Here is a 24720-nt window from a genome sequence, read left to right as displayed (position 1 = left end):
GACGGCCGGGATGGTCGACGCCGGCATCGAGGACCACGCCGCGCTCGGCGACGGTCGCACCGTCGCGCTGATCGATCGGTCCGGGACCGTCGACTGGCTGCCCATTCCGAGCCTGGACTCCCCTCCCGTGTTCGCCTCGCTCCTCGACCGCGACAACGGCGGCCGGATGGTCCTGCAGCCGGTGAGCGCCTTCGAGACGACGCGGCGCTACCTGCCCGGCACGAATGTGCTGGAGTCGACGTTCACCACCGCCACGGGGACCGTCCGCGTCACCGACGCGCTCGTCACCGGCGTTGCCGGACGCCTGCCCTGGCTGGAGTTCGCGCGCCGCATCGAGGGCCTCGACGGCACCGTGGTGCTGGACTGGTCGGTCGAGCCGGGAACGGTCCTGGGCACGTCGAGCCCGTGGGCGGAGCACATCGACGGGAACCGCATCCTGCGCGTCGGCACGGTCAACATCGGTGTCACCGGGTTGGCCGACTCGGAGCCCGACCCCGACGCCCCGCGGTTCGGCGGCCGAATCCGCGTCGGCGCCGGCAGCCGCCGCACGCTTACCGTCGTGGCCACCCACGACGAGCCGCTGCACCTGCCGGAGCCGGACAACGTCGACATCGGGATCGACCGCACGGTCTCCAACTGGGAGCTGTGGTCGCGGACGTTCGCGTATCGCGGGCCCTGGGCGGACGCCGTCCAGCGCAGCGCCCTGGCCTTGAAGCTTCTGCTCTACGCGCCGACCGGTGCGATCGCGGCGGCGGCCACCACATCCCTGCCGGAGACCTCGCGCGGCGGCAAGAACTGGGACTACCGCTTCGCGTGGGTGCGCGACACCGCCTACTCGCTCCGAGCACTGGCCCGCTTCGGATTGCGCGAGGAGACCCACGCCTCGATCTCCTGGCTGCTGCGCGCGGTCAAGGGCGACGCGGGCGAGTTGCGCATCTTGTACGGGCTGCGGGAGGAGTCCTCCGCCGCGCCCCAGACGCACGACGTGCCGGGCTGGCGCGGCATCGGGCCGGTCGTCACCGGCAATCGGGCGGCGCACCAGCTGCAGCTGGGCGTGTACGGCGACCTGCTGAGCGTCGCACTGGCGTATGCGGCGGCCGGCAACGTGCTCGACGTTCCGACCCGGCGGCTGGTGTCCGATGTCGCCGACCGCGTGTGCGACGTCTGGCGGCAGCCCGACTCGGGGATGTGGGAGCTCACCGAGCTGCGGCAGCACACGTCGTCGAAGATGGGCTGCTGGCAGGCGTTGCAGGCCGCACAGCAACTGGCGGAGCTCGGTCAGGCCGCGGGCAACGCGTCCCGCTGGAAGCGCGAGGCGGACCTCATCCACGACTGGGTCGACGAGAACTGCTGGTCGGACCAGCTCGGCGCCTACACGATGGTGGCGGGCGAGGACGAGTTGGATGCGTCGGTGCTCCTGCACGCGCCGAGCGGCTTCGATCGGGGCGAGCGGATGCGCTCGACGATCGCCGTGCTTCGACGGGATCTCGGCAGCGGGTCGCTGCTGTACCGCTTCACGGGCGCGGAAGCCGAGGGCGAGCGACCGTTCGTCGCGTGCTCGTTCTGGCTGGTCGCCGCCCTCGCCTGCGTCGGCGACATGCACGAGGCGTCCGCGCTGATGGACGACTTGGTGGAGCGGGCGAACGACGTCGGCCTCTACGCCGAGATGATGGAGGAGGACGGCACCTTCTGGGGCAACTTCCCGCAGGCCCTCTCGCATCTCGGCCTCATCGACGCCGCGCTGACCATCGCCGACCTGCGACCCTGACCAACCCTCAGGCCCTCCTGGAGCTCGTGGCGTTCTCTGCAGGGACGTCCGCGCCGATGTAGCGAGCGAGGTGCTGGCCGGTGAGCGTCGACCGGTCCGCCACCAGATCGGCCGGTGTGCCCTCGAAGACGAGGCGCCCTCCGTCGTGGCCGGCGCCCGGACCCAGGTCGATAATCCAGTCGGCGTGCGCCATCACGGCCTGATGGTGCTCGATCACGATGACCGACTTGCCGCTGTCGACGAGCCGGTCGAGCAGGCCGAGGAGTTGCTCGACGTCGGCGAGGTGCAGTCCCGTCGTCGGCTCGTCCAGCACATACACTCCGCCCTTCTCCGCCATGTGCGTCGCCAGCTTGAGTCGCTGCCGCTCTCCCCCCGACAGGGTCGTGAGCGGCTGCCCGATGGTCAGGTAGCCGAGCCCCACATCCGACAGCCGCTTCAGGATGGCGTGGGCTGCCGGCAGCTTCGCCTCGCCCTTAGCGAAGAACCGTTCCGCCTCAGCGACCGGCATCGCGAGCACCTCGCTGATGTCGCGTCCGCCCAGCGTGTACTCGAGCACCGACTCGTCGAAGCGTCGTCCCTCGCACACCTCGCAGACGGTCGAGACGCCCGCCATCACCCCGAGATCGGTGTAGATGACGCCGGCGCCGTTGCAGTTCGGGCAGGCACCCGCGGAGTTCGCGCTGAACAGTGCGGGCTTCACACCGTTGGCCTTGGCGAACGCCTTGCGGATCGGCTCGAGCATCCCCGTGTACGTCGCCGGGTTGCTGCGCCGGGACCCGCGGATCGCTCCCTGGTCGACGGCCACGACGCCGTCTCGGGGAGCCACCGAACCGTGAATGAGCGAGCTCTTGCCGGAGCCCGCCACCCCGGTCACCACGACGAGGACGCCGAGCGGGATGTCGACATCCACCCCCTGCAGGTTGTGCTCGGTGGCCCCGCGCACCTCCAGCGCACCGTTCGCCGTGCGCACCGACTCCTTGAGTCGAGCCCGGTCGTCGAGGTGCCGCCCCGTGAGCGTCCCGCTCGCGCGCAGCGCGTCGACGGTCCCCTCGAAGACGACCTGGCCGCCTCCCGATCCGGCAAGCGGCCCGAGGTCGACCACGTGATCGGCGATCGCGATCGCCTCCGGTTTGTGCTCGACGACGAGCACCGTGTTCCCCTTGTCGCGCAGCTGCTGCAGCAGCTCGTTCATCCGCTGGATGTCGTGGGGATGCAGCCCGACCGTCGGCTCGTCGAAGACGTAGGTGATGTCGGTGAGCGACGATCCGAGGTGCCGGATCATCTTCGTGCGCTGCGCCTCGCCGCCGGACAGCGTGCCGGAGGGCCGGTCGAGCGAGAGATAGCCGAGCCCGATGTCGACGAAGGAGTCGAGCAGATGCTGCAGGTTCTTCAGCAGCGGGGCGACAGATGGCTCATTCAGCGAGCGAACCCAGTCGGAGAGGTCCGTGATCTGCATGGCGCACGCGTCCGCGATGCTGACCCCCGCGATCTTCGAGTTCCGCGCCCCCTCGCTCAGCCGCGTCCCGCCGCACTCCGGGCACGGGGCGAAGGCCACCGCCCGCTCGACGAAGGCGCGGATGTGCGGCTGCATCGCGTCCACATCCTTCGACAGCATGGACTTCTGCACCTTCGGGATCAGCCCCTCGAAGGTCAGATTGATCCCGTTGATCTTGACCTTGGTCGGTTCGCGGTACAGGAAGTCGTTCAGCTCGGCTTCGCTGTAGTCGCGGATGGCCTTGTCCGGATCGAAGAAGCCCGACTCGCTGAACATGCGCACCGACCAGCCGTCTGTGGTGAAGCCGGGGACCGTGATCGCGCCCTCTGCCAGCGACTTCGTGTCATCGAACAGTTGGGTGAGGTCGATGTCGCTCACCGAACCCATGCCCTCACAGCGCGGGCACATGCCGCCGAGCTGGGTGAACTCGCGCCGTTCCGTCTTTCCCCCGACCGTGATGGCACCCTTGCCGGTCACCGAGGGAATGTTGAACGAGTAGGCCTGCGGCGACCCGATGTGCGGCTGTCCGAGCCGGCTGAACAGGATGCGCAGCATCGCGTTGGCGTCCGTCACGGTGCCGACGGTCGAGCGCGCGTTCGCGCCCATCCGCTCCTGGTCGACGATGATCGCGGTCGTCAGCCCTTCGAGGACGTCGACGTCGGGGCGGGCGAGAGAGGGCATGAATCCCTGCACGAACGAGCTGTACGTCTCGTTGATCATTCGCTGCGACTCGGCGGCGATCGTGCCGAACACCAGCGAACTCTTGCCAGAACCGGAGACACCGGTGAACACCGTGAGCCGCCGCTTCGGCAGTTCCACGTTCACGTCTTTGAGGTTGTTCTCGCGTGCGCCCTGCACCCGGATCACATCGTGACTGTCGGCCGTCGCGGTCATGTCGTCTCCCTCCGTCGAGCGCGATCCACGCTATCTCAGGACGATCTGACGGTGGCTGCCACGCTGTACCGCAGCCGCGCGAACTGGCCGATTGCGGTCACCGACTCGAGCCGGAGTCGGTCGGACTCCACCCTCCGTGGAAACAGCGGCGCGCCACCGGTGAGCGTGACCGGCGCGATGGACACGGCCAGCTCATCCAGCACCCCGGCATCGAAGAACTGGCCGGCAAGGTCACCGCCGCCGACCACCCAGATGTCGTCGTCGCCCGCCGCCGCGCGAATCGCGGGCAGCGCCTCTTCGACGGACCCCGATACGAAGCGGATGTCGGCGCCCTCCGGCACGGGCAGTTCCTGATGCGTGAAGACGAACGTCGGCCGAGCGCCGTGGAACTCCTGCCACTTCTCCGGATGCGCCAGGATGTCGGACTCCCGCAGTACCCACTCGTACGTCGTGCGGCCCTCCACCATCACGGCGGCGGTCGACGGCAGCAACTCCGGATCGGGAACCTCGCCCCCGGGCACCGCGAACAGCCACGACAGCGAGTCGTGCTCATCGGCGATCCACCCGTTGAGGGTCGCGGCCGTGTCGAAGATGATCCGTCCCATGCGCCGACGGTACCGACGACCACCGACACGGTGGGAGCATGGGGCGCATGGATGCCGTCGACGCCCTGAACGAGATCGCCTTCTGGCTGGAGCGGGAACTCGCCCCGAGTTTCAAAGTGCAGGCGTTCCGGCGTGCCGCCGCGACGATCGACGGGATCGGTCAGGAGGAGTTGGCCGCGCGGGTCGCAGACGGCCGCCTCAAGCGGACGAAGGGGATCGGCGACCGCACGTTCCAGGTGATCGCGCAGGCGGTCGACGGCGAGGTGCCCGCCTACCTGGCCGATCTGCGCGAACGGAACGCCGCACCGCTCGACACGGGCGGCGCGGAGCTGCTCGCCCAGCTCCGCGGGGACCTGCACAGCCACACCGAATGGTCGGACGGCACGGTGCCGATCGAGGTGATGGCGGCCGCCGCCGCCACGCTGGGCCGCGAATACCAGGCGATCACCGACCACTCGCCGACGCTCACCGTCGCCAGCGGCCTGAGCGCGGAGCGTCTCGAGGAGCAGCTGGAGATCATCGCCGACCTGGACACCGGGTCCGTGACCCTGCTTACCGGCATCGAGGTCGACATCCTCGAGGACGGCACGCTCGACCAGACGCCCGAACTGCTCGCCCGGCTGGATGTGGTGGTGGGCAGCGTCCACTCGAAGCTCCGGTCCGACCGGCGGACCATGACGACACGCATGCTCGGCGGCATCCGTGACCCGCACACCAACGTCCTCGGGCACTGCACCGGGCGCCTCGTCCAGGGTTCCCGTGGGACGCGTCCGCCGTCGGAGTTCGACGCGGATGCGGTGTTCGCCGCGTGCGTCGAGAACCAGGTCGCGGTCGAGATCAACTCGCGACCGGAGCGGCAGGACCCCCCGGACGACCTCATCCAGCGCGCCCTCGACGCCGGCTGCTTCTTCTCGATCGACACAGACGCGCACGCGCCCGGCCAGCTCGACTTCCTCGCCTACGGCGCCGCTCGCGCGGCGGCGAATGGCGTGCCCGCCGACCGCATCATCACCACCTGGCCGCTGGGGCGCCTCCGCACCTGGCTCGCCAAGTCCTGAGGCCCCGTCCCTCACGATGCCACCCGCCCGAGTTGCGACAAGATGTCGCAACTCGGGCCGCGTGGGAGCAACGACTCACCACTCGACCGGTGAGGGATGTGGGACGGACGGGCGGGTTACAGGCCCCAGGCGGAGGCGGGCGCCTGCACGATCTCGACCGGGCGCGTGCTCCAGTGCGACCCGTTGCCGTAGTGGCTGGTGGCCCACGGGCTGGCCCAGATGGCGGCGGCCGTGGCGTCCGCCGACGTCCCGGCCTCGAGGCCCGCGACGATGTCGGGATAGCCGCGCTGCAGGTTCTTCGCGCAGTACTCGGCGGCCGAGACGAGATCGGGGTAGCTGCCCAGACCCGCTCCGCCACCAGAGCCGTAACCGTTGTTCAGCGGGTTGTTGCGGTTCCACCAGTCCGGCGGACCGTTCTCCTGCCGCATCCAGCGCAGCATGAGGGCGAGGTTGGCGTCGGTCTGCGGCCAGCCGCCGAACATGAGGACGAGCTTCGCCCAGGCCTCGTTCGTCCCGACCCGCGCGAGGGTCTGGAGCCCATCCGTCGCGCTGAGACTCTCGCGATTCACGACGGGAGCGGCGATCGTCGCATCCACCAGCAGTTCCTGCGCGGGAGCCTGGCCGGGCACCCGCTCGGCGGGAGCACCGGGAGCCAGGGTCGTCGACGGCGCGATCCGCAGCGTCGAGGCGAGGGCTTCGTCGGTCGGCACGATCGAGAACCCGCACACCAACCCGATGATGGCGAGCGTCACTCCGACACGATGCCGTAGCGGCAGAACCGGCCGCCGCTTGTGCCTCGGCAGCCGGATGCGCACCCGCTGCGTCGGCACGGCGGCACGACGGCCGCTCGGGCGGCCGCGGGGGCGAAGGGGGGTGGATGCGGGGGGCATACCCGACGAAGAGTACCAGCGTCCCCCTGAATCGCTACCGCGAACGCTACCGCGTGACTTCGTTCAGCCGCTCCAGGAGCTCGGCCAGACGACGCACGTCCTCCTCGCCCCAGCGCCGCAGGCTGCGGTACAGATTCGCCTGATCCGCCGCACGGACCTCATTCACCTTCTCGATCGCCTCGGGCGTCGCGGCGAGGAAACTCGCTCGCCGGTCGGTCGGATCCGTCTGGCGCTCGACGAAGCCCATGTCTTCGAGGATTCGCACCTGCCGGCTGATCACGCTCTTGTCTGTGTAGAGCATTGCGGCCAGGTCGCCGGCGTGGATCGGTCCGCTACGGACGATCGTGCTGAGCAACTTGTAGCCGCCGGGCTGCAGTTCCGGGTGGATGTGCGACGCGCGATCGCGCATCGCCGTGCTCACCTGGTTGAACAGGCGGGTGAACTGCTCCTCGACATCGGCGATCGCCTGGTCCGTCGACCCGGTCGACGCACCAGCGGCCGGAAGGGCGGCGGCGTCGCCCGCCGCCACCCGTCCCGTGTTGTCCATGGCCGTGATCATAACGCGCCTGTCTAGCGGCCGTTCTCAGCGGTGGTTCCGCGCTCGGCATCCCGTCGGATCGCCGCCACCGAGCCGGTGACGGGAGCGCCGATGAGGGCCTCCGCCACCTCGAGGGCGTTCTCCTCGGCCGCCTCGATCGGGCTGTCGGCGCCGGTCTCCTTCTCCTTCATCCGCTCGATGGCCGTCTTGGTGCCGAGTGTGATGTTCGGGAGGAAGAGAATCGCGATGATCGTGACGATCGCGAGCGGCACGGCGATCAGGAAGATGTCCGCTACCGCCTGGCCGTAAACCGACTCCACGATGGTGCGGACGGCGAGGGGCAGATGGTTCACCTCGGGCAGCGTGCCGCTCTGCAGCGACTGGAGCGCCTTGAGGCCTGCCGCGCCGCTCTTGGCGGCGGCCGCCAGAAGGTCGTCCTTGCGGTCGACCATCGCGCTGATGACCGTCGACCCGAGCACGCTTCCCATCACGGACACACCGATGGTGCCGCCGAGGCTGCGGAAGAAGGCGACGTTGGAGCTGGCCGCGCCGAGCTGCTCGGGCTGGACCGTGTTCTGCACGATCAGCACGAGGTTCTGCATGACCATTCCGACGCCCGCGCCCAGGATCAGCATGTAGAGCGAGACGAGCGCGTAGTTCGTGTCGAACTCAATCGTGCTCATCAGGTAGAGCCCCACGGTCAGCAGCACCGAGCCGACGACCATGAACGCCTTCCACTTGCCGAACCTGCTGATCAGGTTTCCGACGATCATCGACGACAGCAGCAGGCCGAAGATCATCGGCAGCGTCAGCAGACCGGACTCCGTCGGCGTCGCACCGCGGGCGAGCTGCATGTACTGGCCGAGGTAGACCGAGGTGCCGAACATGGCGACACCGACCGAGATGGATGCGATGACGGCGAGCGTGAAGGTGCGGTTCTTGAACATCCCGAGCGGGATGATCGGCTCCTTCACCACGAGCTCGGTGATGATCATGGCGATCAGCAGGGCGATCGCTCCGCCGACCATCCATGCGGTCTGCGCGCTCCACCAGTCGAAGTTCTTGCCTGCGAGGGACACCCAGATCAGCAGCAGCGAGACACCGGCGGCGAGGAACGCAGCGCCGAGGTAGTCGATGCGGACCTTGCGCGCGGGCCGCTTCGGGAGCTTCAGGGTGAACTGCAGCAGGATGATGGCGACGATCGCGACGGGGACGCCGACGAAGAAGTTCCAGCGCCAGCCGACCGAGTCGGTCAGCAGCCCGCCGATCAGCGGGCCTCCGACGGTGCCGACGGCCATGATGCCGCCGAAGAGGCCCATGTACCGGCCGCGCTCGCGCGGGCTGATGATGTCGGCCATGATGATCTGGCTGAGGGCCGTCAGGCCGCCGGCGCCCAGGCCCTGCACGACGCGGAAGCCGATGAGCATGTTGGTGTCCTGCGAGAAGCCGGCGAGCGCCGAGCCGACGACGAAGAGCCCGAGGGCGAGCTGGATGAGCAGCTTGCGGTTGAGCAGGTCGGCGAGCTTGCCCCAGATGGGCGTGGACACGGTTGTGGCGAGGAGCGTGCTGGTGACGACCCACGTGTAGGCCGTCTGGTTTCCGTGCAGCTCGGAGATGATCCGCGGCATCGAGGTCGACACGACCGTGCCCGCGAGGATCGAGACGAACATCCCGAGCAGAAGCCCGGAGAGGGATTCGAGCACCTGGCGGTGCGACATCACCGTGGGTGAGCCATCCCTGGAGAGAGTGGTGGACATGCAGATCCTTCGAAACGATTGGTTGACTGTGATCAACTATAAATCGATAGGTGACCAAAGTCAACTAATATTGTGCACTGCTGCAAAATTTTTTGCGCTTGCCGACTGAGCATCCTCAAACGGTGGTGGGCGCATCCCCAGACTTCGGGCGCGACGCCTCCCCTACGCTCGAAGAATGCCCTCCCGCACGCGCAGCTGGTCGCTCGTCACGCCCGCCCACTGGATCGTGTGGACCGTCGTGCTCTTCGTCCTCACCGTCGCCCTGGGCTTGGCCGCGAAAACGCTGCCCGCTCTCCGGCTGGCCGGACTCGACGCCGCGGTGAACCGGGTCAACTCGCCGCTACTGGATCAGACCGCCCTCGTGCTCGACCGGCTGGACCATCCGATCGTCGTCGCCGTCATCCTTGCGGTGGTCTTCGTCGTCCTCCTGTTCGTGGTCGGATGGCGCCGGGCGCTCGGCGTGTGCGTCACCACCGGCGCGGGGTGGCTGACCACGCTCGTCGTCAAGACCGTCGTTGCTCAGCCCCGGCCCTCGACGGGCGGGCTCACGCACCTGCTCCACATCTCCCCCGCCACGCTGAGCTACCCGAGCGGGCACGTGGTGTTCGCCGCGGCTCTCGTGACCGCGCTCGCCATGGTCTGTCGCAGCGCCAGCACCCGGACGGTCGTGGTGATCGTCGGTGCTCTGTTCGTGCTCGCCGTGGGCTGGTCTCGGCTCTACGTCGGCGTGCACTACGGCACCGACATCGTCGGCGGCATCCTGAACGGTGTCGCAGGCGCGCTGCTGATCGCCGGCCTGTGGAACCTCGTCACCCGCACTCGATCCCGGACTCGGTAATCGTCCGCCCGTCTTCAGTAGTCGGCGACGACGGTGCGCGTTCCCCCATCGAGGGTGAAGGTGCCGCCATGAGGGACGATCCACTGGGGTCGCGTATGTCCGAAGGGCACACCGACGCAGACGACTGCATCGGAGTTGTACCGACCGATCTGGTCGATGACGATGTCCCGCTGAGCCGCCCGAAGATCAGAACGTTCTCTCGCGGAGGGCACGGGCGAGCCTAGTTCGCTGACCGGCGGCCGGGCGACGAGTACTCCGGCGATGGACTCGAGCACGCCGCGCTCACCGAGGGCACGCACCCAGCGCTTTACCTCAGCGAAGGCCGCAGTGACATCCGCGGCGCGTGCTTCCGCACTGGCTCCGAGTTGCCGTGTGGTCGGGTACTCGACCGGGATCAAGCCCGTTGCCTCGGTCAACCGGCGCATCGCCTGCTCGTGCAGAACCGGCGAGACAGCGGGTGCCGCAAAGGCCGGCGAGAGCACGGCGACCCGGTCTCCCCGATGAGCTTTCGGTAGAGCTGTGAACGATTTCGCGACCACTCACCGATTGAAGCAGACGACCTGGCGTTCAGCTCTGAGAGATCGCCCGCAACGAGATCGTTCTGAGTACTGAATGGCCGGTCTCGACCGCGGAAGCGCATCCACGTCGACGGTAGTTTGCCCGAGCGCGTCACGATCCGGCGTGCCGCTCGTCTACGCAAGTTAGCTCCGCACCGTCCGTAAGGAACCCGACCCGTTATGTCCCGTGACCTCGACGACCTCTCCGACGCCGAACTCCTTACCCGCGCCCGTGACGGCGAGAGCCGCGCCTTCGGCGTGCTTTGGAAACGCCACTGGTCGGCCGGCCGCGCCATGGCGGCTGCGGTCACCGGACGATTCGAACCCGACGACCTCGCCTCCGAAGCATTCGTGCGCATCCTGAACGCTGTCGAGAAGGGAAAGGGCCCCAAGAGCGGGTTCCGCTCCTACCTCGCCACCACCGTGCGCAATGTCGCGATCGACTGGTCGCGCCGGAAGAGCACCGCGAACCTCGAAGACCCGGACGCGATCGAGGACTGGTCGTACAGCGAGGTCACTGCGCTCGACAAGATCGAGCGCGAAACGATCGCCAAGGCGTTCTACGCGCTGCCCGACAGCTGGCAGGAAGTCCTCTGGTACACCCAGATGGAAGACATGTCGCCGCGCGACGTCGCGCCCATCCTGGGGCTCACGCCGAACGCCGTCTCGGCGCTGGCCGTTCGGGCGCGCGAAGGACTCCGGCAGGCCTGGATCGGCGCGCACCTCGCCGAGATCGGCCCCGGCGATCCGGTACACGAGTGGACGATCAAGAAGCTCGGAGCGCACGCACGCGACAGGCTCTCCACGGTCGACCGACGACGCGTGATGGATCACCTCGACGATTGCGATGCGTGCTCGAACGCCGCGGGCGAGGCCGACCGGGTGGGGTCCCAGCTCGCGTTAGGGCTGCTCCCCCTCATCCTCGGCGTCGCCGGAGCCGCGGCCTACGCCGAATGGGCGGCCGCTCAGAACGGCGCCGTGGCCGCGGCCTCGACAGCCGCGCTCGTGCCATTCACGCCCACTCGCGTCCGGGATGCGCTCACCACCGTGGGGTCCGGCTCTCACGCGGGATTGACTGCGGTAGCAGCGAGCGTGGCCGTGGCTGCCGTCCTGACGGCCGGGACGATCGTGGCCGCTCAGCAGGGCGATGCCCCGAGCGTCCGGACGAGCGATGTGAACGCAGTCCCCGCTGCACCCGGCGAAGCGCTGGCCCGGGAGGAAGGTTCCCGCCCCGCAGAAGAGCCCGAATCGAGCGTGGACGAAGAGGACGACCCCTCACCCCCGTATCGGACACCGACACCGGGGAACCCGGCGCAGGATCAAGCGGTCTCCGTGCTGGCGGACGACGCAGTGCCGGCCGACGACGACGTGCCGACCGGCATCCCTGAGGGCCCCGTTCCGTCCCCCGCCACGCCCGACGTTCCCAACGCGGCCATCCCTGCGCCCGAGCCTGTCGGGCCGGAGCCTGTCGGGCCGGAGCTACTACACGGACGCGAGGCAGCCGTCCGAACGATCCCGGCCGATGACACCGTGTTCGCCTATCGACTGGGCGAAGGCCGCCGAGGGAGCCAGACCGACTTCATCCATGACGCGACGGCACAATACGAGAGCCCGGCGGACGGGTCGACCTGGGCGCTGCGCGACGGAACGCTCCGGGAGTCCACCGACGTCTTCAGCGTGCAGATCTGGTTCACATCGGCCGTGGGCGGCGGCAGGTTGCTCGGCTACAGTTCCTCCGCACACGGCCTTTCGTCGAAATACGACCGCCATCTCTTTCTCGCGGATGATGGACGGCTCGTCTTCGGCGTCTTCCCGGGCAGCGTCCGCACGATCATCTCCCGCGAAAGCTATACGGACGGCACATGGCATCAGGCGACGGCAACGCTCTCTCCGGCCGGCATGGCACTCTACGTCGACGGTGAACGGGTCGCATACGACGGTACGGTCACCACCGGCCAGAGTTTCGCCGGCTACTGGCGCGTCGGCTACGACAGGCTCGACAACTGGGGACCTGCCACGCCGTTGCAGCACGCGTTCGCCGGCGAGCTCGCCTATGCGGCGGTCTACCGCGTCGCCCTCACGCCCGAGCAGATTCGAGCGCAATGGATTCTGGGGAGATGAGGAACAACCCCTATGGCCCACGCGCGAGCGCGGTCCGGCTCATCAGCGTCATCACCGACGGATGGCGAGGCGAGGTGGTGACAGCGCTCATACCCCGCGACCCGTCCTCCCCGTTGCGCTCGGCACTGTTGAACGAGCGCTCCGAGCGGCTCACCGAACTGCGCATCCTGGAGTTCCGCGTCTATGACTCGGTCCATATCGAAGAGAGCGAACCGGCCGACGCGTACCGCATCGTTGACCGGTTCACGTGCACGCGAGAGGCACTTCCCGCGCAGTGACGCTCACCCGCTGCCGAGCGTGACCTTCGTGGTCTGCGACTTGCCGTCCCTCTCGTACGTCACCGTGACTTGATCGCCAGGTTTGTGAGTCAGCTGGATGGCGGTCAAGTCGTCGATGCTGCCCACCGCCTTGCCGTCGACCTTCGTGATGATGTCGCCCGGCTGGATCCCCGCATCCGCGGCTGGGCCGCCCGGCGCCACCGTCTGCACGTACAGGCCGCTCTGCTCGGTTCCCTGCTCCCCCGGCTGGATGGGCGCGACGCCGATCCCGAAGGTGGGGTAGGTGACCTTCCCCGTGTCGATGATCTGCTGCGCGATGGGCATGGCCACCGCCTCCGGAATCGCGAACCCGATCCCGACGCTCCCGCCTCCCGCCACTCCGGATGCACTGGGCACGGTCGCGATAGCGGAGTTGACCCCCACAAGACGCCCGTCGCAGTCGACCAGTGCCCCGCCGGAATTACCGGGATTGATCGAGGCGTCCGTCTGGATGGCGTCGGCGAGCACCGCGTTCCGGTCGCCATCGCCCTGCACCGGCACGGTGCGCCCGAGGGCGCTGACCACCCCTGTCGTCACGGTGCTGGAGAGTCCGAGCGGTGCGCCCAACGCGACCACCGGCTGTCCCACCTGTAGAGCCGTCGAGTTCCCCTGTTGAATCACCGGCAGTCCCGTCGCGTCGACCTTCACGACGGCCACGTCTGCACGTTCCGAGCGCCCGACCAGCTTTGCGGGATGCGTGGTGCCGTCGCTGTACAGCACGGTGATCTCCGCCCCCTCGGCAGCCGGCGCGATCACGTGATTATTGGTCAGGATGTAGCCGTCCGAGGTGATCACCTCCCCGCTGCCGGTCCCTCCGGAACCGTCGGCCGCGGAGACGCCGATCGTGACGATAGTCGGCAGCACATCGCGGGCGACCTGCTCGGCATCGCAGACCGATTGCGTGGAAGCGGTCGGAACCCGGGACGCAGTCAACGCTCCCACCGATCCCACCGACCGGATGGCGAGGCCACCCAGTGTGCCCGCTCCGACCAGCACGACGCCGGCGAGGACGGCGAGCAGCACGATCGCCCACACCGGAAAACGTCCTGGCGAAGGCTCCTGACGACGGTCTGGTGACGTCATGGCTTCCCCCTCTTCTGCCGTTCATCGCTATCGTGAACGGCGGAATCAGCCTTGGCTAGACACTTCCGACGCCCTCCGTGATCTAGCCAAGAGCTGGCTTTTCGAGCAAGGCTGACCGCGGGTGACCTTTGTGGCGGCAGAGATGAGGTGTCGAGTGGACGACGACCCGGACCCGTCGCCCGCCGAGCGCCTGCGTGCGTGGCGTGAGGCGTTCGACGATCCCGCCGTGGAGCGGGTGGACCTCATCGGAGTCAACGTCCGCGTGCGGTTGTGGTCGGGCGTGGAACTCGAGTGGTCGGGGACAGCTCCGGACCACCCGCCGAGCGACCTCGGCGACCACAGGTAGCGTTGAGGCATGAGCCTGAGCGTCGAGAACCAGCCCGAGCAGTCCCGTTACGCGCTGCTGCAGGACGGAGAACTGATCGGGGTGGCCGAGTACGACGTGAACGACGAAGCGATCGTGTTCACCCACACCGAGGTGGATGAGGCGAAGCGTGAGAAAGGGATGGCATCCACCCTCATTCGAGCGGCGCTCGACGATGTGCGCGACAACTCGGACCGGCGGGTGATCGCCGCCTGCCCCTACGTACGGAGCTGGCTCAGCGAGCACCCTGACTACGCGAATCTGCAGAGGCGGTAGCGCGGCCGTCGTCGCTGGGCGTACGGCCCTCGACACGCTGCCCGTGGCCCGCGCCGCCGAGGTCGAGCGTGATCTTGCCGCCTTCCCAGCCGCCGTCGCCGCGATCGCCCGGCAGCGGGGCCGGGGCGGGCAGCAGCGACTGCCGGTCCATCTCCTGCTGGGCCTCGTGACGCGTGGGGGCGAAGACCTCGTCGAGCGAGCCGCCGATCGCGCCGCTCATCGTGCCGGAGCCCCGCTGGGCCTTGTTCGAGAGGTCGATCCAGCCGAGCTTCACGGCGACCACGATGAGGGCGACGAATGCCGCCACAATCCCCACGACCCACCAATTCACGCCATCCAGGGTACCGGAGGACCTGTGGACAGCCTGAGGATCAGGCGGTCACGGCACGCGGTAGAGCCACTCCTCGGTGTCGAACTTCTCGGCGACCAACTGCTCGGCGGCCGCGTACTCCGCGTCGGTGAGGTCGCCCTCCGTCGCGCCGTACAGATTCCGGAAGGTGAGCTTCATCTGCTCGATGATCTCGGCGCGGCTGAGACCGGTCTGGCTGCGGAGCGGGTCGACGCGCTTGGCGGCGCTGGTGATCCCCTTGTCGCTGATCTTCTCGCGACCGATCCGGAGCACCTCGGTCATCTTCCGGCCGTCCATGTCGTAGCTCATCGTGACGTGGTGCAGGACTGCCCCTGAACCGAGTCGCTTCTGCGCGGCGCCGCCGATCTTGCCGGACGGGCTCGTGATGTCGTTGAGCGGCTGGTAGACGGCGTCGATACCCAGGGACTTCAGCGCGATGATCGCCCACTCGTCGAGGAACGCGTAGCTGTCGGCGAAGCTCATGCCCTGCACGAGGTCGGCCGGGGCGTAGATCGAATAGGTGACGACCGATCCCGCCTCCATGAACATTGCGCCGCCGCCGGAGATGCGGCGAACGATTTGGATGCCGTACTTGGCCGCGTTCTCCGGGTCGACCTCATTCTTGACCGACTGGAAACTGCCGATCACCACAGCGGGCTCGTCCCACTCCCAGATGCGGAGGGTCGGACCGCGGCGGCCCTCGCCGACCTCGGTCGCGAGCACCTCGTCCAGGGCCAGGTGCATCTGCGGCGACACGGCCTTGGCGTGAACGATCTGCCACTCATAGTCGCGCCAGCTCGTCGCCTTCGCCAGAGCGCGGCGGATGGTCACCGCGACGGCCTCCGGCGAGAATCCGAGCAGGATGGCCCCGTCCGGGAGGGCCTCCTTCACGGCCGCGGCGATGGTCTTGGCGTCGGCCTGGGCGGAGAGCCCGTTCACGGCCGCGTCGATGGCCTCCAGGGCGGTGTCCGGTTCGAGGAAGAAGTCGCCGGCGAGCTGGAGGTTCGAGATCGTGCCGTCGACGACCTCGAGGTCGACGACGACGAGCTTGCCACCAGGGACCTTGTACTCACCATGCATGCCCTCAGCCTACGACCGCAGGGCAGCGGGGCGTCAGCGCGGCGGCTCGGCGGGCGGCATCGGGTTGCCCCACTCGTCGAGCTCCTTCCCGGGTCGGCGGGCAAGCGTCACGCCGAAACCGATCAGCAAGATCAGGATGAGCAAGGCGATGATGATGAAGATGGCGGTCAAGATCTCGCCGTGCCCGGTGACCGTTGCCGGATTGTCGATCGGCGCCAGTCGTGACAACCCGAGTGCGATGTTGATTCCCATGGGCGACCCTCCTGTCACCGAGTGTGTCCATCACCCGGAAGCAGCGATAGACAGCGCTCTCAGTCGCGCGAGGGAAACCGTTCGACGAGCCAGGCCGTGAGGTCGGCGAAGACCTCCTCCCTGTTGATCTCGTTGAACACTTCGTGCCGTGCTCCGTCGTAGACGATGGTGGTCACGTCCGTCAGTCCTGAACGGGAGCGGAGCGCGTCCTCCAGCTTCCGGGCGCTCACCGGGCCGCCGAGCGGGTCGTCCGAGCCGACTTGGATCAGTACGGGCAGGTCGTGAGCGAGGTGGCGAGCGGGGCGACCGATGAGGCGCGCGGCATCTCGCATGCCGAACAGCTTCTGCAGGGGTGTGAGCGTCGTCAGCGGGTCGTCGACGAAGGCCTGCGCGACGGCCGGGTCGCGGCTGAGCCATTCCGCGCCGGTGGTACCGAACTGCACGTATCTCTTGTTCAGATCGCCGCCGTTCATCGACCCGAGCATCCGGTAGGCGGTACCGGAGAGCACCATGGCCTCGTACTCCTCGCTGTACCGGTTGAGCAGCAGTTGGCCGATCAGCGATCCCCAGCTATGGCCGACGAAGGCGAGGGGAAGATCGGGATTCTCCTCGCGGATGAGCTCGCTGAAGGCGTGCACGTCGCGCACCGCCGCGCGCAGCCCGCCCGGTCCCAGTCGACCGAGACGGCCCGCATCCCCCTTCCACTGCTCCATGCCGGTACGCCCGTGACCCAGATGGTCGTCCGCGTACACGAGGAAGCCGGCTGCGGCGAGGTGCTCGCAGAGTGGTCGATAGCGGCCGGCGTGTTCCCCCACCCCGTGAGCGAGCTGCACGACTGCCGCCGGTATTGCGCCGACCGCTTCCGGCGCGTACACATCGAAGTGGATGCGGATGCCGTCTTCGTCGTCGAAGGTCCGGCCCTGTTGGCTCTGCACGGCCCCATTCTGACGTACGCCGGCAGCGAAGGGAGTTTAGTTAGCCAGTCTAATTTGTTAGGCTAACTATGTATGAACGCACGATTGTCGACCCACGACCTCAGCGGCGCCCTCCGCATCGCGGTGGCGCGGCTCTCCCGCCGTCTGCGCGCCGAGAAGGAGGACGACGAGCTCAGCGACTCGCAGACCGCGACGCTCGGCTACCTCGTGCGTGAAGGCTCCGGCACCATCGGCCGCCTCAGCGAGTTCGAACGCGTCAAGCCACCGTCGATGAACCGCACGGTGAACCGGCTCGAGGAGGCCGGGTACGTCGAGCGCACCGCCGATGCCGCCGACGGCCGCAAGGTCGTCGTCGTGCCCACCGAACGCGGCGCGGGCCTCGTCGCCGAGACGCGCAGACGCCGCGACGCCTGGCTGCATCAGCGCCTGCGCACGCTCAGCGCCGAAGAGCGCGCCACCCTCGCCGAGGCCGCCCGGATCATGCGGGAGCTTGCCGACTCGTGAGTGCCATGTTCCGCTCCCTGGCGGGGGTCAACTACCGCATCTGGGCGGGCGGCGCGATCGTCTCCAATGTCGGCACGTGGATGCAGCGCACAGCCCAGGACTGGATCGTCCTGACCCAGCTGACCCACAACAACGCGTCCGCCGTCGGCTTCGTCATGGCGCTGCAGTTCGCGCCGCAACTCCTTCTGCTCCCGGTCACCGGATGGGCTGCCGACCACCTCGACCGGCGCAAGCTGCTCATGGCAACGCAAGCGGCGATGGGTGCGCTCGGGCTCGGGCTCGGCATCCTGACCGTCACCGGGGCCGTACAGCTCTGGCAGGTCTACCTCTTCGCGCTGATGCTCGGCGTCGTCGCGGCCTTCGATGCGCCCGCCCGCCAGACGTTCGTCTCCGAGCTCGTCGCCGGCCCCAACCTGTCCAACGCGGTGGCCCTCAACTCCGCGTCGTTCAACGCTGCCCGGCTGATCGGACCGGCGGTCGCCGGTCTTCTGACGGCCGCGGTCGGCGCGGGATGGGTGTTCCTCATCAACGCGGCGACCTTCGGGGCGGTGCTCCTGTCGCTGGCTCTGCTCCGTCGCGAGCAGCTGTACCGCGCGGAGCGCGCGAAGAAGTCGCGCGGCGGTCTCGTCGACGGCTTCCGCTACGTGCGCAAGCGCCCGGACATCATCGTCATCCTCGTCATGGTGTTCCTCATCGGCACCTTCGGCCTGAACTTCCCGATCTTCATCTCGACCATGTCGGTGAGCGTGTTCCATCAGGGCGCGGGCGAGTACGGCATCCTGTCGTCGATCATGGCGATCGGCTCGGTCGTGGGAGCTCTCCTTTCGGCGCGGCGCGACCGCCCCCGCGTATCGTTGCTGTTCGCCGGAGCGGCGTTCTTCGGTTTCGGTTGCGCACTGGCCGCGGTCATGCCCACCTACTGGCTGTTCGCCCTGGCGCTGATCCTGATCGGAGTGTCGTCGCAGACCCTGATGACGACGGCCAACGGCACGGTCCAGATGACGACCGACCCCGTCCTGCGCGGTCGCGTCATGGCGATCTACATGGCGATCTTCATGGGCGGGACGCCGATCGGCGCACCTGTGGTCGGCTGGGTCGCCGACACGTTCGGCCCGCGCTGGGCGCTCGGGGTGGGCGCAGCGAGTGGCTTCGCTGCCGCTCTCGTCGGTGTGTTCTACCTGGTGAAGTACCGAGGCCTCCGGGTGCGGTTCGCCGGGATGCGCCCCCGCGTCGTCCTCGCGCCGCGCGAGGTCGTGCGCGAAGAGCTCGAGGAGACCGAGGCCACCGCCACCCGCGCGTCCTGATGGCGGTGCGGTGCGGTGCGGTACGGTGCGGGGATGTTCCCTGTGATCGAGGCCGACGCGCACGGCTGGGTCGAGAATCCCGACGGCGACCGCATCTACTGGGAGACCAGCGGCAACCCGGAGGGTCTACCCGTGCTGTGGCTGCACGGCGGCCCCGGTTCCGGCCTGGGCAGCGGCAGCTATCGCAAGCGTTACGACCCGGAGGTGTTCCGCCTCGTCGGGATCGACCAGCGCGGGTGCGGGCGCAGCACACCGCTGATCGTCGACGACCTGGACCGCCTGCACGCCAACACGACCGACGGCCTGATCGCCGACATCGAGCTGGTCCGCCAGGAGCTCGGCATCGAGCGCTGGCTCGTCACCGGTGGCTCGTGGGGTTCGACGCTCGCCCTCGCGTACGCACTGGCGCAGCCCCAGCGGGTTACGGGCATCGTGCTGGGTGCGGTCACGACGACCGGCCGCGAGGAGGTCGATTGGATCTCCGAGACGGTGGGTCGCATCTTCCCCGAGGCATGGGAGGCGCTGGAGCGCGCCTCGCAGCGGGGCCCCGGCGAGCGCGTGGTGGAGGCGTTCGCCCGCGTCCTCGCGACGGGCACGCCCGCCGAGCGTGCCGCAGCGGCTGACGCGTGGGACGCCTGGGAGGGCACCCACGTCTCCCTCGACCCTCACTACGTTCCCGGCCCCCTCCATGGGGACCCGGTGCAGCGTCAGGTCTTCGCCACCCTCGTCACCCACTACTGGGCCAACGACGCGTTCCTGCCCGGCGACCGCGCCATCCTGAGCCGCGTCGCCGAACTGGCGCACATCCCGGCGGTGCTGATCCACGGCCGTCACGATGTGAGCGGACCGGTCATCACGCCCTGGCTGCTGCACCGGGCGTGGCCGGCCAGCCGACTCATCGTCGTCGAAGGCGAGGGACACGGCGGTCCGGAGTCGTCTGAGCGGATGGCGGAGGCGATCAGCGGCTTCGCGCGCGGGCGAGAATGGAACGCGTGACCGCCGCCGCATCCGACCTGAGCGCGCTGGCTGAGCGCGCCCTCGCCCTCGCGGGAGCGGGCGGCCGAGCGATCCTGGGAATCGCCGGGAGCCCCGGGTCCGGCAAGACGACACTCGCCCGCGCCGTCGCCGACCGGGCGAACGAGCTGGCCGGCGCCGGCACCGCCGTGCACCTTCCCATGGACGGCTTCCACCTCGCGAACCGGACCCTGGATGCGCTGGGCCGCCACGACCGCAAGGGCGCCATCGACACCTTCGACGGCTGGGGCTTCGTCACTCTCCTGGAGCGTGTGCTCGCCGAGACCGGGAATCCCGTCTACGCGCCCGCCTTCGACCGGAACGTCGACGAACCGGTCGCCGGGTCCATCGCGATCTCACCGGGAACACGGCTCATCGTGGCCGAGGGAAACTATCTGCTCATCGACCAGGAACCGTGGTCGCGCATCCGGGACCTCCTCGCGGAGAGTTGGTTCGTGGCGACCCCTAAGGACGAACGGATGCGACGGCTCGTCGACCGGCACAAGCGCCACGGCCGCACGGCCGAGGGGGCGACCGCCTGGGCGCGAGACGTCGACGGTGCGAACGCCGTCCTCATCGAAGCGTCGCAGGAGCGCGCGACGCTCGTGGTCGAGGGCACCACCGGCCTCTCAGCACCATCGGGCTGTCAGGCGGCGTCGTTTAACCTGGAGCCATGACTTCCCCCACCCCCACCTTCGACCGCGTGACCGTGTTCGGCGCCGACTGGTGCCGCGACTGCATCCGCTCGAAGTCCCTGCTCGACCGCCTCGGCGCCGACTACGAATACATCGACCTCGTCGCCCGCCCGGAGGAGGCCGACCGCGCCCATGCGATCAGCGGCCGGACCAACATCCCGGTCGTCGTGTTCCCCGACGGCCGCCACCTGGTCGAGCCCACGGACCCCGAGCTCGAAGCCGCCCTCCGCGCCTGAGCCGCCAAGCCCCACGCTGCGAGTGGTGACAACATGTCACCACTCGCGCCGCATTCGGACGGCGACTCACTACTCGAACGGCGGCGTGCTGCTAGCAGGGCGATTCATGACCCTGCCCGCGTAATCCGATCCGGATCACCTGTTGGACAACTGACTTCGGCGGGCGGAGAGTGGCGAGCATGGAGTACACACACCTGGGCCGGTCCGGCCTGAAGGTCTCGCGCCTCGTCCTCGGCACGATGAACTTCGGTCCGCAGACCACCGAAGAGGATTCGCACCAGATCATGGATGCCGCGCACGCCGCGGGCATCAACTATTTCGACACCGCCAACGTCTACGGCCAGCACCAGGGCCGCGGCGCGACAGAGACGATCGTCGGCAACTGGTTCGCGCAGGGCGACGGTCGCCGCGAGCGCACGGTGCTCGCGACCAAGCTCTACGGCGACATGGGCGACTGGCCCAACGAGGGCCGGCTTTCCGCCCTCAACATCCGGCGAGCGCTGGATGCGAGCCTCACCCGCCTGCAGACGGACTACATCGACATCTACCAGTTCCACCACGTCGACCGGAACACTCCGTGGGACGAGATCTGGCAGGCGATCGAGACGGCGACCGCGCAGGGCAAGATCCTGTACGCCGGCTCCAGCAACTTCGCGGGCTGGCACATTGCGACGGCCCAGGCGGAGGCGCGCAAGCGGAACCTGCTCGGGCTCGTCAGCGAGCAGTCGATCTACAACCTCCTGACGCGACAGATCGAGTTGGAGGTGCTGCCCGCCGCGCAGGCGAACGGTGTCGGCGTGATCGCTTGGTCACCGCTGCAGGGCGGATTGCTCGGCGGTGTCGTCCGCAAGCAGAACGAGGGCAAGCGGCGGCTCGAGGGCCGCGCGGCGGAGACCCTCGAGAAGCACCGCGACGCCATCGAAGCGTACGAGGCGTTCGCTGAGGAGCTCGGCCACGAGCCGGGCGATCTGGCCCTGGCCTGGCTGCTGACCCGGCCGGGTGTGACCGGACCGATCATCGGCCCACGGACCCAGGAACAGCTCGACGGCGGCCTGCGCGCGCTCGACATCCACCTCGACGAGCCGGCGTTGGCCCGGCTCGACGAGATCTTCCCGGGCCACCGCACGGCGCCCGAGGACTACGCCTGGTGACCCCGGGCTGCAACAGAACGGAAGGACAGCAGTGAAGACACGTACCATCGGCGACGTCCAGGTGTCCGCCATCGGCCTGGGCGGGATGCCCATGTCGATCGAGGGCCGCCCCGACCGGGAGCGCTCGATCGCGACCATCCACGCCGCTCTCGACGAGGGCATCACCTTCATCGACACCGCGGACGCCTACCACCTGCACGCGGACGAAGTCGGCCACAACGAGGAGCTCATCGCGGAGTCGCTGCGCTCGTGGGGCGGCGACGCCTCGACGGTGCTCGTCGCCACCAAGGGCGGCCACCTGCGTCCGGGCGACGGCTCGTGGACGCTGAACGGCCGTCCCGAGTACATCAAGGAGGCCGCAAAGGAGTCGCTGCGACGCCTCGGCGGAGACGCGATCGGGCTGTACCAGTTCCACCGGCCGGACCCGGACGTCTCCTACGCCGATTCGGTCGGCGCTGTCCGCGACCTGCTCGACGAGGGCGTCATCCGAATGGCGGGAATCTCGAATGCGGACCCGGAGCAGATCCGCGAGGCGCAGGAGATCCTGGGCGGCCGGCTGGTGTCGGTGCAGAACCAGTTCTCCCCCGCGTTCCGCTCCAGCGAGCCGGAACTACGTCTCGCCGACGAGCTCGGAATCGCCTTCCTGCCGTGGAGCCCGCTCGGCGGGATCACCTCGGCCGGCGACCTGGGCAGCCGGTTCGAGCCGTTCAAGGATGTCGCCGACGTCCGCGGCATCAGCCCGCAGGTTGTCGCGCTCGCCTGGCACCTCGCGCAGAGCCCGCACGTCATCCCCATCCCGGGCTCGTCGCGCCCCGAGACCATCCGCGACTCGGTCACCGCAGTGGATGTCGAACTCACTCCCGAGGAGCTTGCCGCGCTGAACGCGGCCTGACGCCCAGACGCTGACTGCGGCGTCCCGGAACGTCTGCGCGTGCGCGAGCACCCGCGGACGTGACGGGATGCCGCAGTCGCTCGTTCGAGCAGGCCGGTCGCGCAGGGTCAGGCGGGTTCGAGCTGCGCGAGGAAGGCGGTTGCGGCCGGGCTCGGCTCATCGGCCACCGCGACGGCGACCGTCCACGCCGGGGAACCCTGCAGGCCGACCGCCCGCAGCGCGTCCGGCCGCTTCCGGGCGAAGCTGGCCGGCACGACGGCGACGCCCAAGTTGTAACCCACGAGGTCGAGGAGCGGATGGACGTCGTTGACCTCCATCGCCGCGCGGTAGTCGAAGCCCGCCGCCGCGAAAGCCCGGCGGGTCAGCGTCTGAGCGCCCCAGCCTTCCTGGAAGCCGACGAGAGGCTCACCCCGCAGCCGGTCAAGAGGGATGCTCCGCTCAGCAGCGAACCGGTGCCGGGGGTGGCAGAGCACCACCATGTCCTGCGAGCTGAGCCGCCGGAAGCGAACCCCTGCCGGTGCGTGGCCCGTGTCGACGACCAGCGCGATGTCGGCACGCCCGCCGGCCACGTCATCCACCAGCTCCTCCGACCCCGAGTAGCGCAGTCGCACCTCGACGCCGGGGTTCGCCGTCCGGAAAGCGGCCAGCTCCGCGGGCAGGTCGACCGACCCGAGGCACGGCTCCGCGCCGATGGTCAGGCGCCCGCGCAGCAGTCCACGGACGGCGGCGACGGCATCCCGGGCGGCTGCTGCGCTGGCGAGCGTGCGCACCGAGTCGGCGAGCAGCGCCTGCCCGGCCGCGGTCAGTTCGACGCGTCGAGTGCTGCGTACGAACAGCGAGGTGCCCAGCTCCTGCTCGAGCGAGCGAATGGATGCGGAGAGCCCCGACTGAGAGATCCGCAGGAGCTCGGCCGCGCGGGTGAAGTGACGCTCCTCGGCGACGGCGACGAAGTGCTCGAGTTGACGCAGTTCCATTCAGTGATCGTACTGCTGAGTCACCCTCCGACGACAAGCTTGGTCGATGAGAAACGCCTCAGGCGACCGACGCCTCCGGGGCGGAATCCGCGCCCGGCACCGGGTCGAAGCGGAAGGTCCGGCGGAAACGCGTCAGCAGTTCGTCGCGACCCGCGAGCACCTGCACGGCGACCATCCCGCCGCTGAGCAGCCCACCCAGGTCGTCACGATCGACCCGGAGTTCCAGCATGTCGGCCGGCGCCACGATCTCCAGACGGCGTTGCGGCTGCGGGAGAGCGGCGGCTCCGACGTCCATCACGTCGAGCACCCTCCCGTCCACTACGGCGCTGACCGACGCTTCGGCCACGTGCACCAGGTACTCGGTTGCCGGGAGGGCCTCGGCGTTGCGGTCGCGGAAAGCCGCGTGCAGCGTCACGGCGAGCGCATCCGCCGTGAGAACGTCGCTCTCGACCGTCTCGCCACCCAGCGCCCATCCCCAGCGCTCCAGAGCGAGCACGACGGGTTCCAGCTCGCGTCCGAGCGGTGTCAGCTCGTACCCGCCGCGCACGGTGGGGACGCGGCGGATGACGCCGGCCTCCTGCAGCTCCTTCAGCCGGTCGCTGAGGATGTTGGTGGGGATGCGCGGAAGTCCGGCCTTGAGGTCGCTGTAGCGCCGAGCGCCGGCGAGCAGGTCGCGGACGATGAGCAGAGCCCACCGCTCCCCGACCCGCTCGAGCGCGCGGGCGACACCGCCGGACTGACCGAAGCCGCGAGGGGATCGAGCTGCCATGCGG

General features: G+C 68.9%; 27 protein-coding genes. 14 read left to right on the top strand and 13 right to left on the bottom strand.

Features of this window, described 5'->3' with window-relative positions:
• Positions 1-10 precede the first annotated feature (10 nt).
• The gene (locus AB4Y74_RS00250; RefSeq protein WP_441797109.1) at positions 11-1768 is read left to right on the top strand and encodes a glycoside hydrolase family 15 protein; all 1758 of its coding nucleotides are present in this window, start codon (positions 11-13) and stop codon (positions 1766-1768) included.
• 7 nt (positions 1769-1775) lie between these two features.
• Here the strand turns inward: AB4Y74_RS00250 and AB4Y74_RS00245 are convergent, their stop codons facing one another.
• Together AB4Y74_RS00245 and AB4Y74_RS00240 are read right to left on the bottom strand one after the other, a co-directional pair.
• The gene (locus AB4Y74_RS00245; protein WP_441797108.1) at positions 1776-4157 is read right to left on the bottom strand and encodes an ATP-binding cassette domain-containing protein; all 2382 of its coding nucleotides are present in this window, start codon (positions 4155-4157) and stop codon (positions 1776-1778) included.
• 35 nt (positions 4158-4192) lie between these two features.
• A complete protein-coding gene (locus AB4Y74_RS00240; RefSeq protein WP_441797107.1) occupies positions 4193-4762 on the bottom strand; it encodes a dihydrofolate reductase family protein in 570 nt (189 codons plus the stop codon).
• Between the two features lie 47 nt (positions 4763-4809).
• Here AB4Y74_RS00240 and AB4Y74_RS00235 point away from each other — a divergent pair, with 47 nt between their 5' ends.
• Positions 4810-5820: a PHP domain-containing protein gene (locus AB4Y74_RS00235; RefSeq protein ID WP_441797106.1), complete on the top strand. Its 1011-nt coding sequence runs from the start codon at positions 4810-4812 to the stop codon at positions 5818-5820.
• A 116-nt stretch (positions 5821-5936) separates the two neighbouring features.
• Here the strand turns inward: AB4Y74_RS00235 and AB4Y74_RS00230 are convergent, their stop codons facing one another.
• The 3 genes from AB4Y74_RS00230 to AB4Y74_RS00220 form a co-directional block, all read right to left on the bottom strand.
• Complete coding sequence (locus AB4Y74_RS00230) at positions 5937-6572, bottom strand: hypothetical protein (RefSeq protein WP_441797105.1); 636 nt, start codon at positions 6570-6572, stop codon at positions 5937-5939.
• 184 nt (positions 6573-6756) lie between these two features.
• A complete protein-coding gene (locus tag AB4Y74_RS00225) occupies positions 6757-7257 on the bottom strand; it encodes a MarR family winged helix-turn-helix transcriptional regulator (protein WP_441797104.1) in 501 nt (166 codons plus the stop codon).
• Positions 7258-7280: 23 nt separating this feature from the next.
• Positions 7281-8966, bottom strand: a complete 1686-nt coding sequence (locus AB4Y74_RS00220; protein ID WP_441800373.1) for an MDR family MFS transporter — start codon at positions 8964-8966, stop codon at positions 7281-7283.
• A 214-nt stretch (positions 8967-9180) separates the two neighbouring features.
• Here AB4Y74_RS00220 and AB4Y74_RS00215 point away from each other — a divergent pair, with 214 nt between their 5' ends.
• Complete coding sequence (locus AB4Y74_RS00215) at positions 9181-9843, top strand: phosphatase PAP2 family protein (protein ID WP_441797103.1); 663 nt, start codon at positions 9181-9183, stop codon at positions 9841-9843.
• Between the two features lie 14 nt (positions 9844-9857).
• On the opposite strand, the gene AB4Y74_RS00210 is transcribed toward AB4Y74_RS00215, so the two are convergent.
• Positions 9858-10382 (bottom strand): hypothetical protein, encoded by a 525-nt coding sequence (locus tag AB4Y74_RS00210; protein WP_441797102.1) that lies wholly within the window; start codon positions 10380-10382, stop codon positions 9858-9860.
• A 198-nt stretch (positions 10383-10580) separates the two neighbouring features.
• On the opposite strand from AB4Y74_RS00210, the gene AB4Y74_RS00205 reads away from it, so the two are divergent.
• Together AB4Y74_RS00205 and AB4Y74_RS00200 are read left to right on the top strand one after the other, a co-directional pair.
• On the top strand, positions 10581-12521 hold the full coding sequence (locus AB4Y74_RS00205) for a sigma-70 family RNA polymerase sigma factor (RefSeq protein WP_441797101.1): 1941 nt from the start codon (positions 10581-10583) through the stop codon (positions 12519-12521).
• On the top strand, positions 12518-12799 hold the full coding sequence (locus tag AB4Y74_RS00200) for a hypothetical protein (RefSeq protein ID WP_441797100.1): 282 nt from the start codon (positions 12518-12520) through the stop codon (positions 12797-12799). The genes AB4Y74_RS00205 and AB4Y74_RS00200 overlap by 4 nt, the downstream gene beginning before the upstream one ends.
• 3 nt (positions 12800-12802) lie before the next feature.
• Here the strand turns inward: AB4Y74_RS00200 and AB4Y74_RS00195 are convergent, their stop codons facing one another.
• Positions 12803-13921, bottom strand: coding sequence for a S1C family serine protease (locus tag AB4Y74_RS00195; protein ID WP_441797099.1), 1119 nt, complete (start codon positions 13919-13921; stop codon positions 12803-12805).
• A 154-nt stretch (positions 13922-14075) separates the two neighbouring features.
• Here AB4Y74_RS00195 and AB4Y74_RS00190 point away from each other — a divergent pair, with 154 nt between their 5' ends.
• Positions 14076-14267, top strand: coding sequence for a hypothetical protein (locus AB4Y74_RS00190; protein ID WP_441797098.1), 192 nt, complete (start codon positions 14076-14078; stop codon positions 14265-14267).
• Between the two features lie 9 nt (positions 14268-14276).
• On the top strand, positions 14277-14561 hold the full coding sequence (locus AB4Y74_RS00185; RefSeq protein WP_441797097.1) for a GNAT family N-acetyltransferase: 285 nt from the start codon (positions 14277-14279) through the stop codon (positions 14559-14561).
• Here the strand turns inward: AB4Y74_RS00185 and AB4Y74_RS00180 are convergent.
• From AB4Y74_RS00180 to AB4Y74_RS00165, 4 genes are read right to left on the bottom strand one after another with little or no spacing between them, the layout of a single operon-like run.
• Positions 14521-14892 carry a hypothetical protein gene (locus AB4Y74_RS00180; RefSeq protein WP_441797096.1) on the bottom strand — a complete coding sequence of 124 codons (372 nt, stop codon included), beginning with the start codon at positions 14890-14892 and terminating at the stop codon, positions 14521-14523. The genes AB4Y74_RS00185 and AB4Y74_RS00180 overlap by 41 nt on opposite strands.
• A gap of 48 nt (positions 14893-14940) precedes the next feature.
• Complete coding sequence (locus AB4Y74_RS00175; protein WP_441797095.1) at positions 14941-15990, bottom strand: lipoate--protein ligase family protein; 1050 nt, start codon at positions 15988-15990, stop codon at positions 14941-14943.
• 33 nt (positions 15991-16023) lie between these two features.
• Entirely contained in the window at positions 16024-16242 is a 219-nt protein-coding gene (locus tag AB4Y74_RS00170) for a hypothetical protein (protein WP_441797094.1), read from the bottom strand.
• Between the two features lie 59 nt (positions 16243-16301).
• On the bottom strand, positions 16302-17177 hold the full coding sequence (locus AB4Y74_RS00165) for an alpha/beta fold hydrolase (RefSeq protein ID WP_441797093.1): 876 nt from the start codon (positions 17175-17177) through the stop codon (positions 16302-16304).
• Between the two features lie 72 nt (positions 17178-17249).
• Between AB4Y74_RS00165 and AB4Y74_RS00160 the strand changes: the two genes are divergently transcribed.
• The 7 genes from AB4Y74_RS00160 (at position 17250) to AB4Y74_RS00130 (ending at position 22973) form a co-directional block, all read left to right on the top strand.
• Complete coding sequence (locus tag AB4Y74_RS00160) at positions 17250-17681, top strand: MarR family winged helix-turn-helix transcriptional regulator (RefSeq protein WP_441797092.1); 432 nt, start codon at positions 17250-17252, stop codon at positions 17679-17681.
• 5 nt (positions 17682-17686) lie between these two features.
• Complete coding sequence (locus AB4Y74_RS00155; RefSeq protein WP_441800372.1) at positions 17687-18985, top strand: MFS transporter; 1299 nt, start codon at positions 17687-17689, stop codon at positions 18983-18985.
• 33 nt (positions 18986-19018) lie between these two features.
• Positions 19019-19981 (top strand): prolyl aminopeptidase, encoded by a 963-nt coding sequence (pip, locus tag AB4Y74_RS00150; protein ID WP_441797091.1) that lies wholly within the window; start codon positions 19019-19021, stop codon positions 19979-19981.
• Entirely contained in the window at positions 19969-20676 is a 708-nt protein-coding gene (locus tag AB4Y74_RS00145; RefSeq protein WP_441797090.1) for a nucleoside/nucleotide kinase family protein, read from the top strand. The genes pip and AB4Y74_RS00145 overlap by 13 nt, the downstream gene beginning before the upstream one ends.
• Positions 20673-20930 (top strand): glutaredoxin family protein, encoded by a 258-nt coding sequence (locus AB4Y74_RS00140; protein WP_441797089.1) that lies wholly within the window; start codon positions 20673-20675, stop codon positions 20928-20930. The genes AB4Y74_RS00145 and AB4Y74_RS00140 overlap by 4 nt, the downstream gene beginning before the upstream one ends.
• Positions 20931-21109: 179 nt before the next feature.
• Positions 21110-22081, top strand: a complete 972-nt coding sequence (locus AB4Y74_RS00135; RefSeq protein WP_441797088.1) for an aldo/keto reductase — start codon at positions 21110-21112, stop codon at positions 22079-22081.
• A 31-nt stretch (positions 22082-22112) separates the two neighbouring features.
• Positions 22113-22973, top strand: coding sequence for an aldo/keto reductase (locus AB4Y74_RS00130; protein WP_441797087.1), 861 nt, complete (start codon positions 22113-22115; stop codon positions 22971-22973).
• A gap of 107 nt (positions 22974-23080) precedes the next feature.
• Here the strand turns inward: AB4Y74_RS00130 and AB4Y74_RS00125 are convergent, their stop codons facing one another.
• A complete protein-coding gene (locus AB4Y74_RS00125; protein ID WP_441797086.1) occupies positions 23081-23947 on the bottom strand; it encodes a LysR family transcriptional regulator in 867 nt (288 codons plus the stop codon).
• Between the two features lie 58 nt (positions 23948-24005).
• Positions 24006-24716, bottom strand: a complete 711-nt coding sequence (locus AB4Y74_RS00120; RefSeq protein WP_441797085.1) for a winged helix-turn-helix transcriptional regulator — start codon at positions 24714-24716, stop codon at positions 24006-24008.
• Positions 24717-24720: the final 4 nt, after the last annotated feature.

The organism is Leifsonia sp. RAF41, from assembly GCF_052114085.1.
In the GTDB taxonomy this organism is placed as follows: Bacteria; Actinomycetota; Actinomycetes; order Actinomycetales; family Microbacteriaceae; genus Leifsonia.
This window is presented reverse-complemented; position numbering and strand designations above follow the sequence as displayed.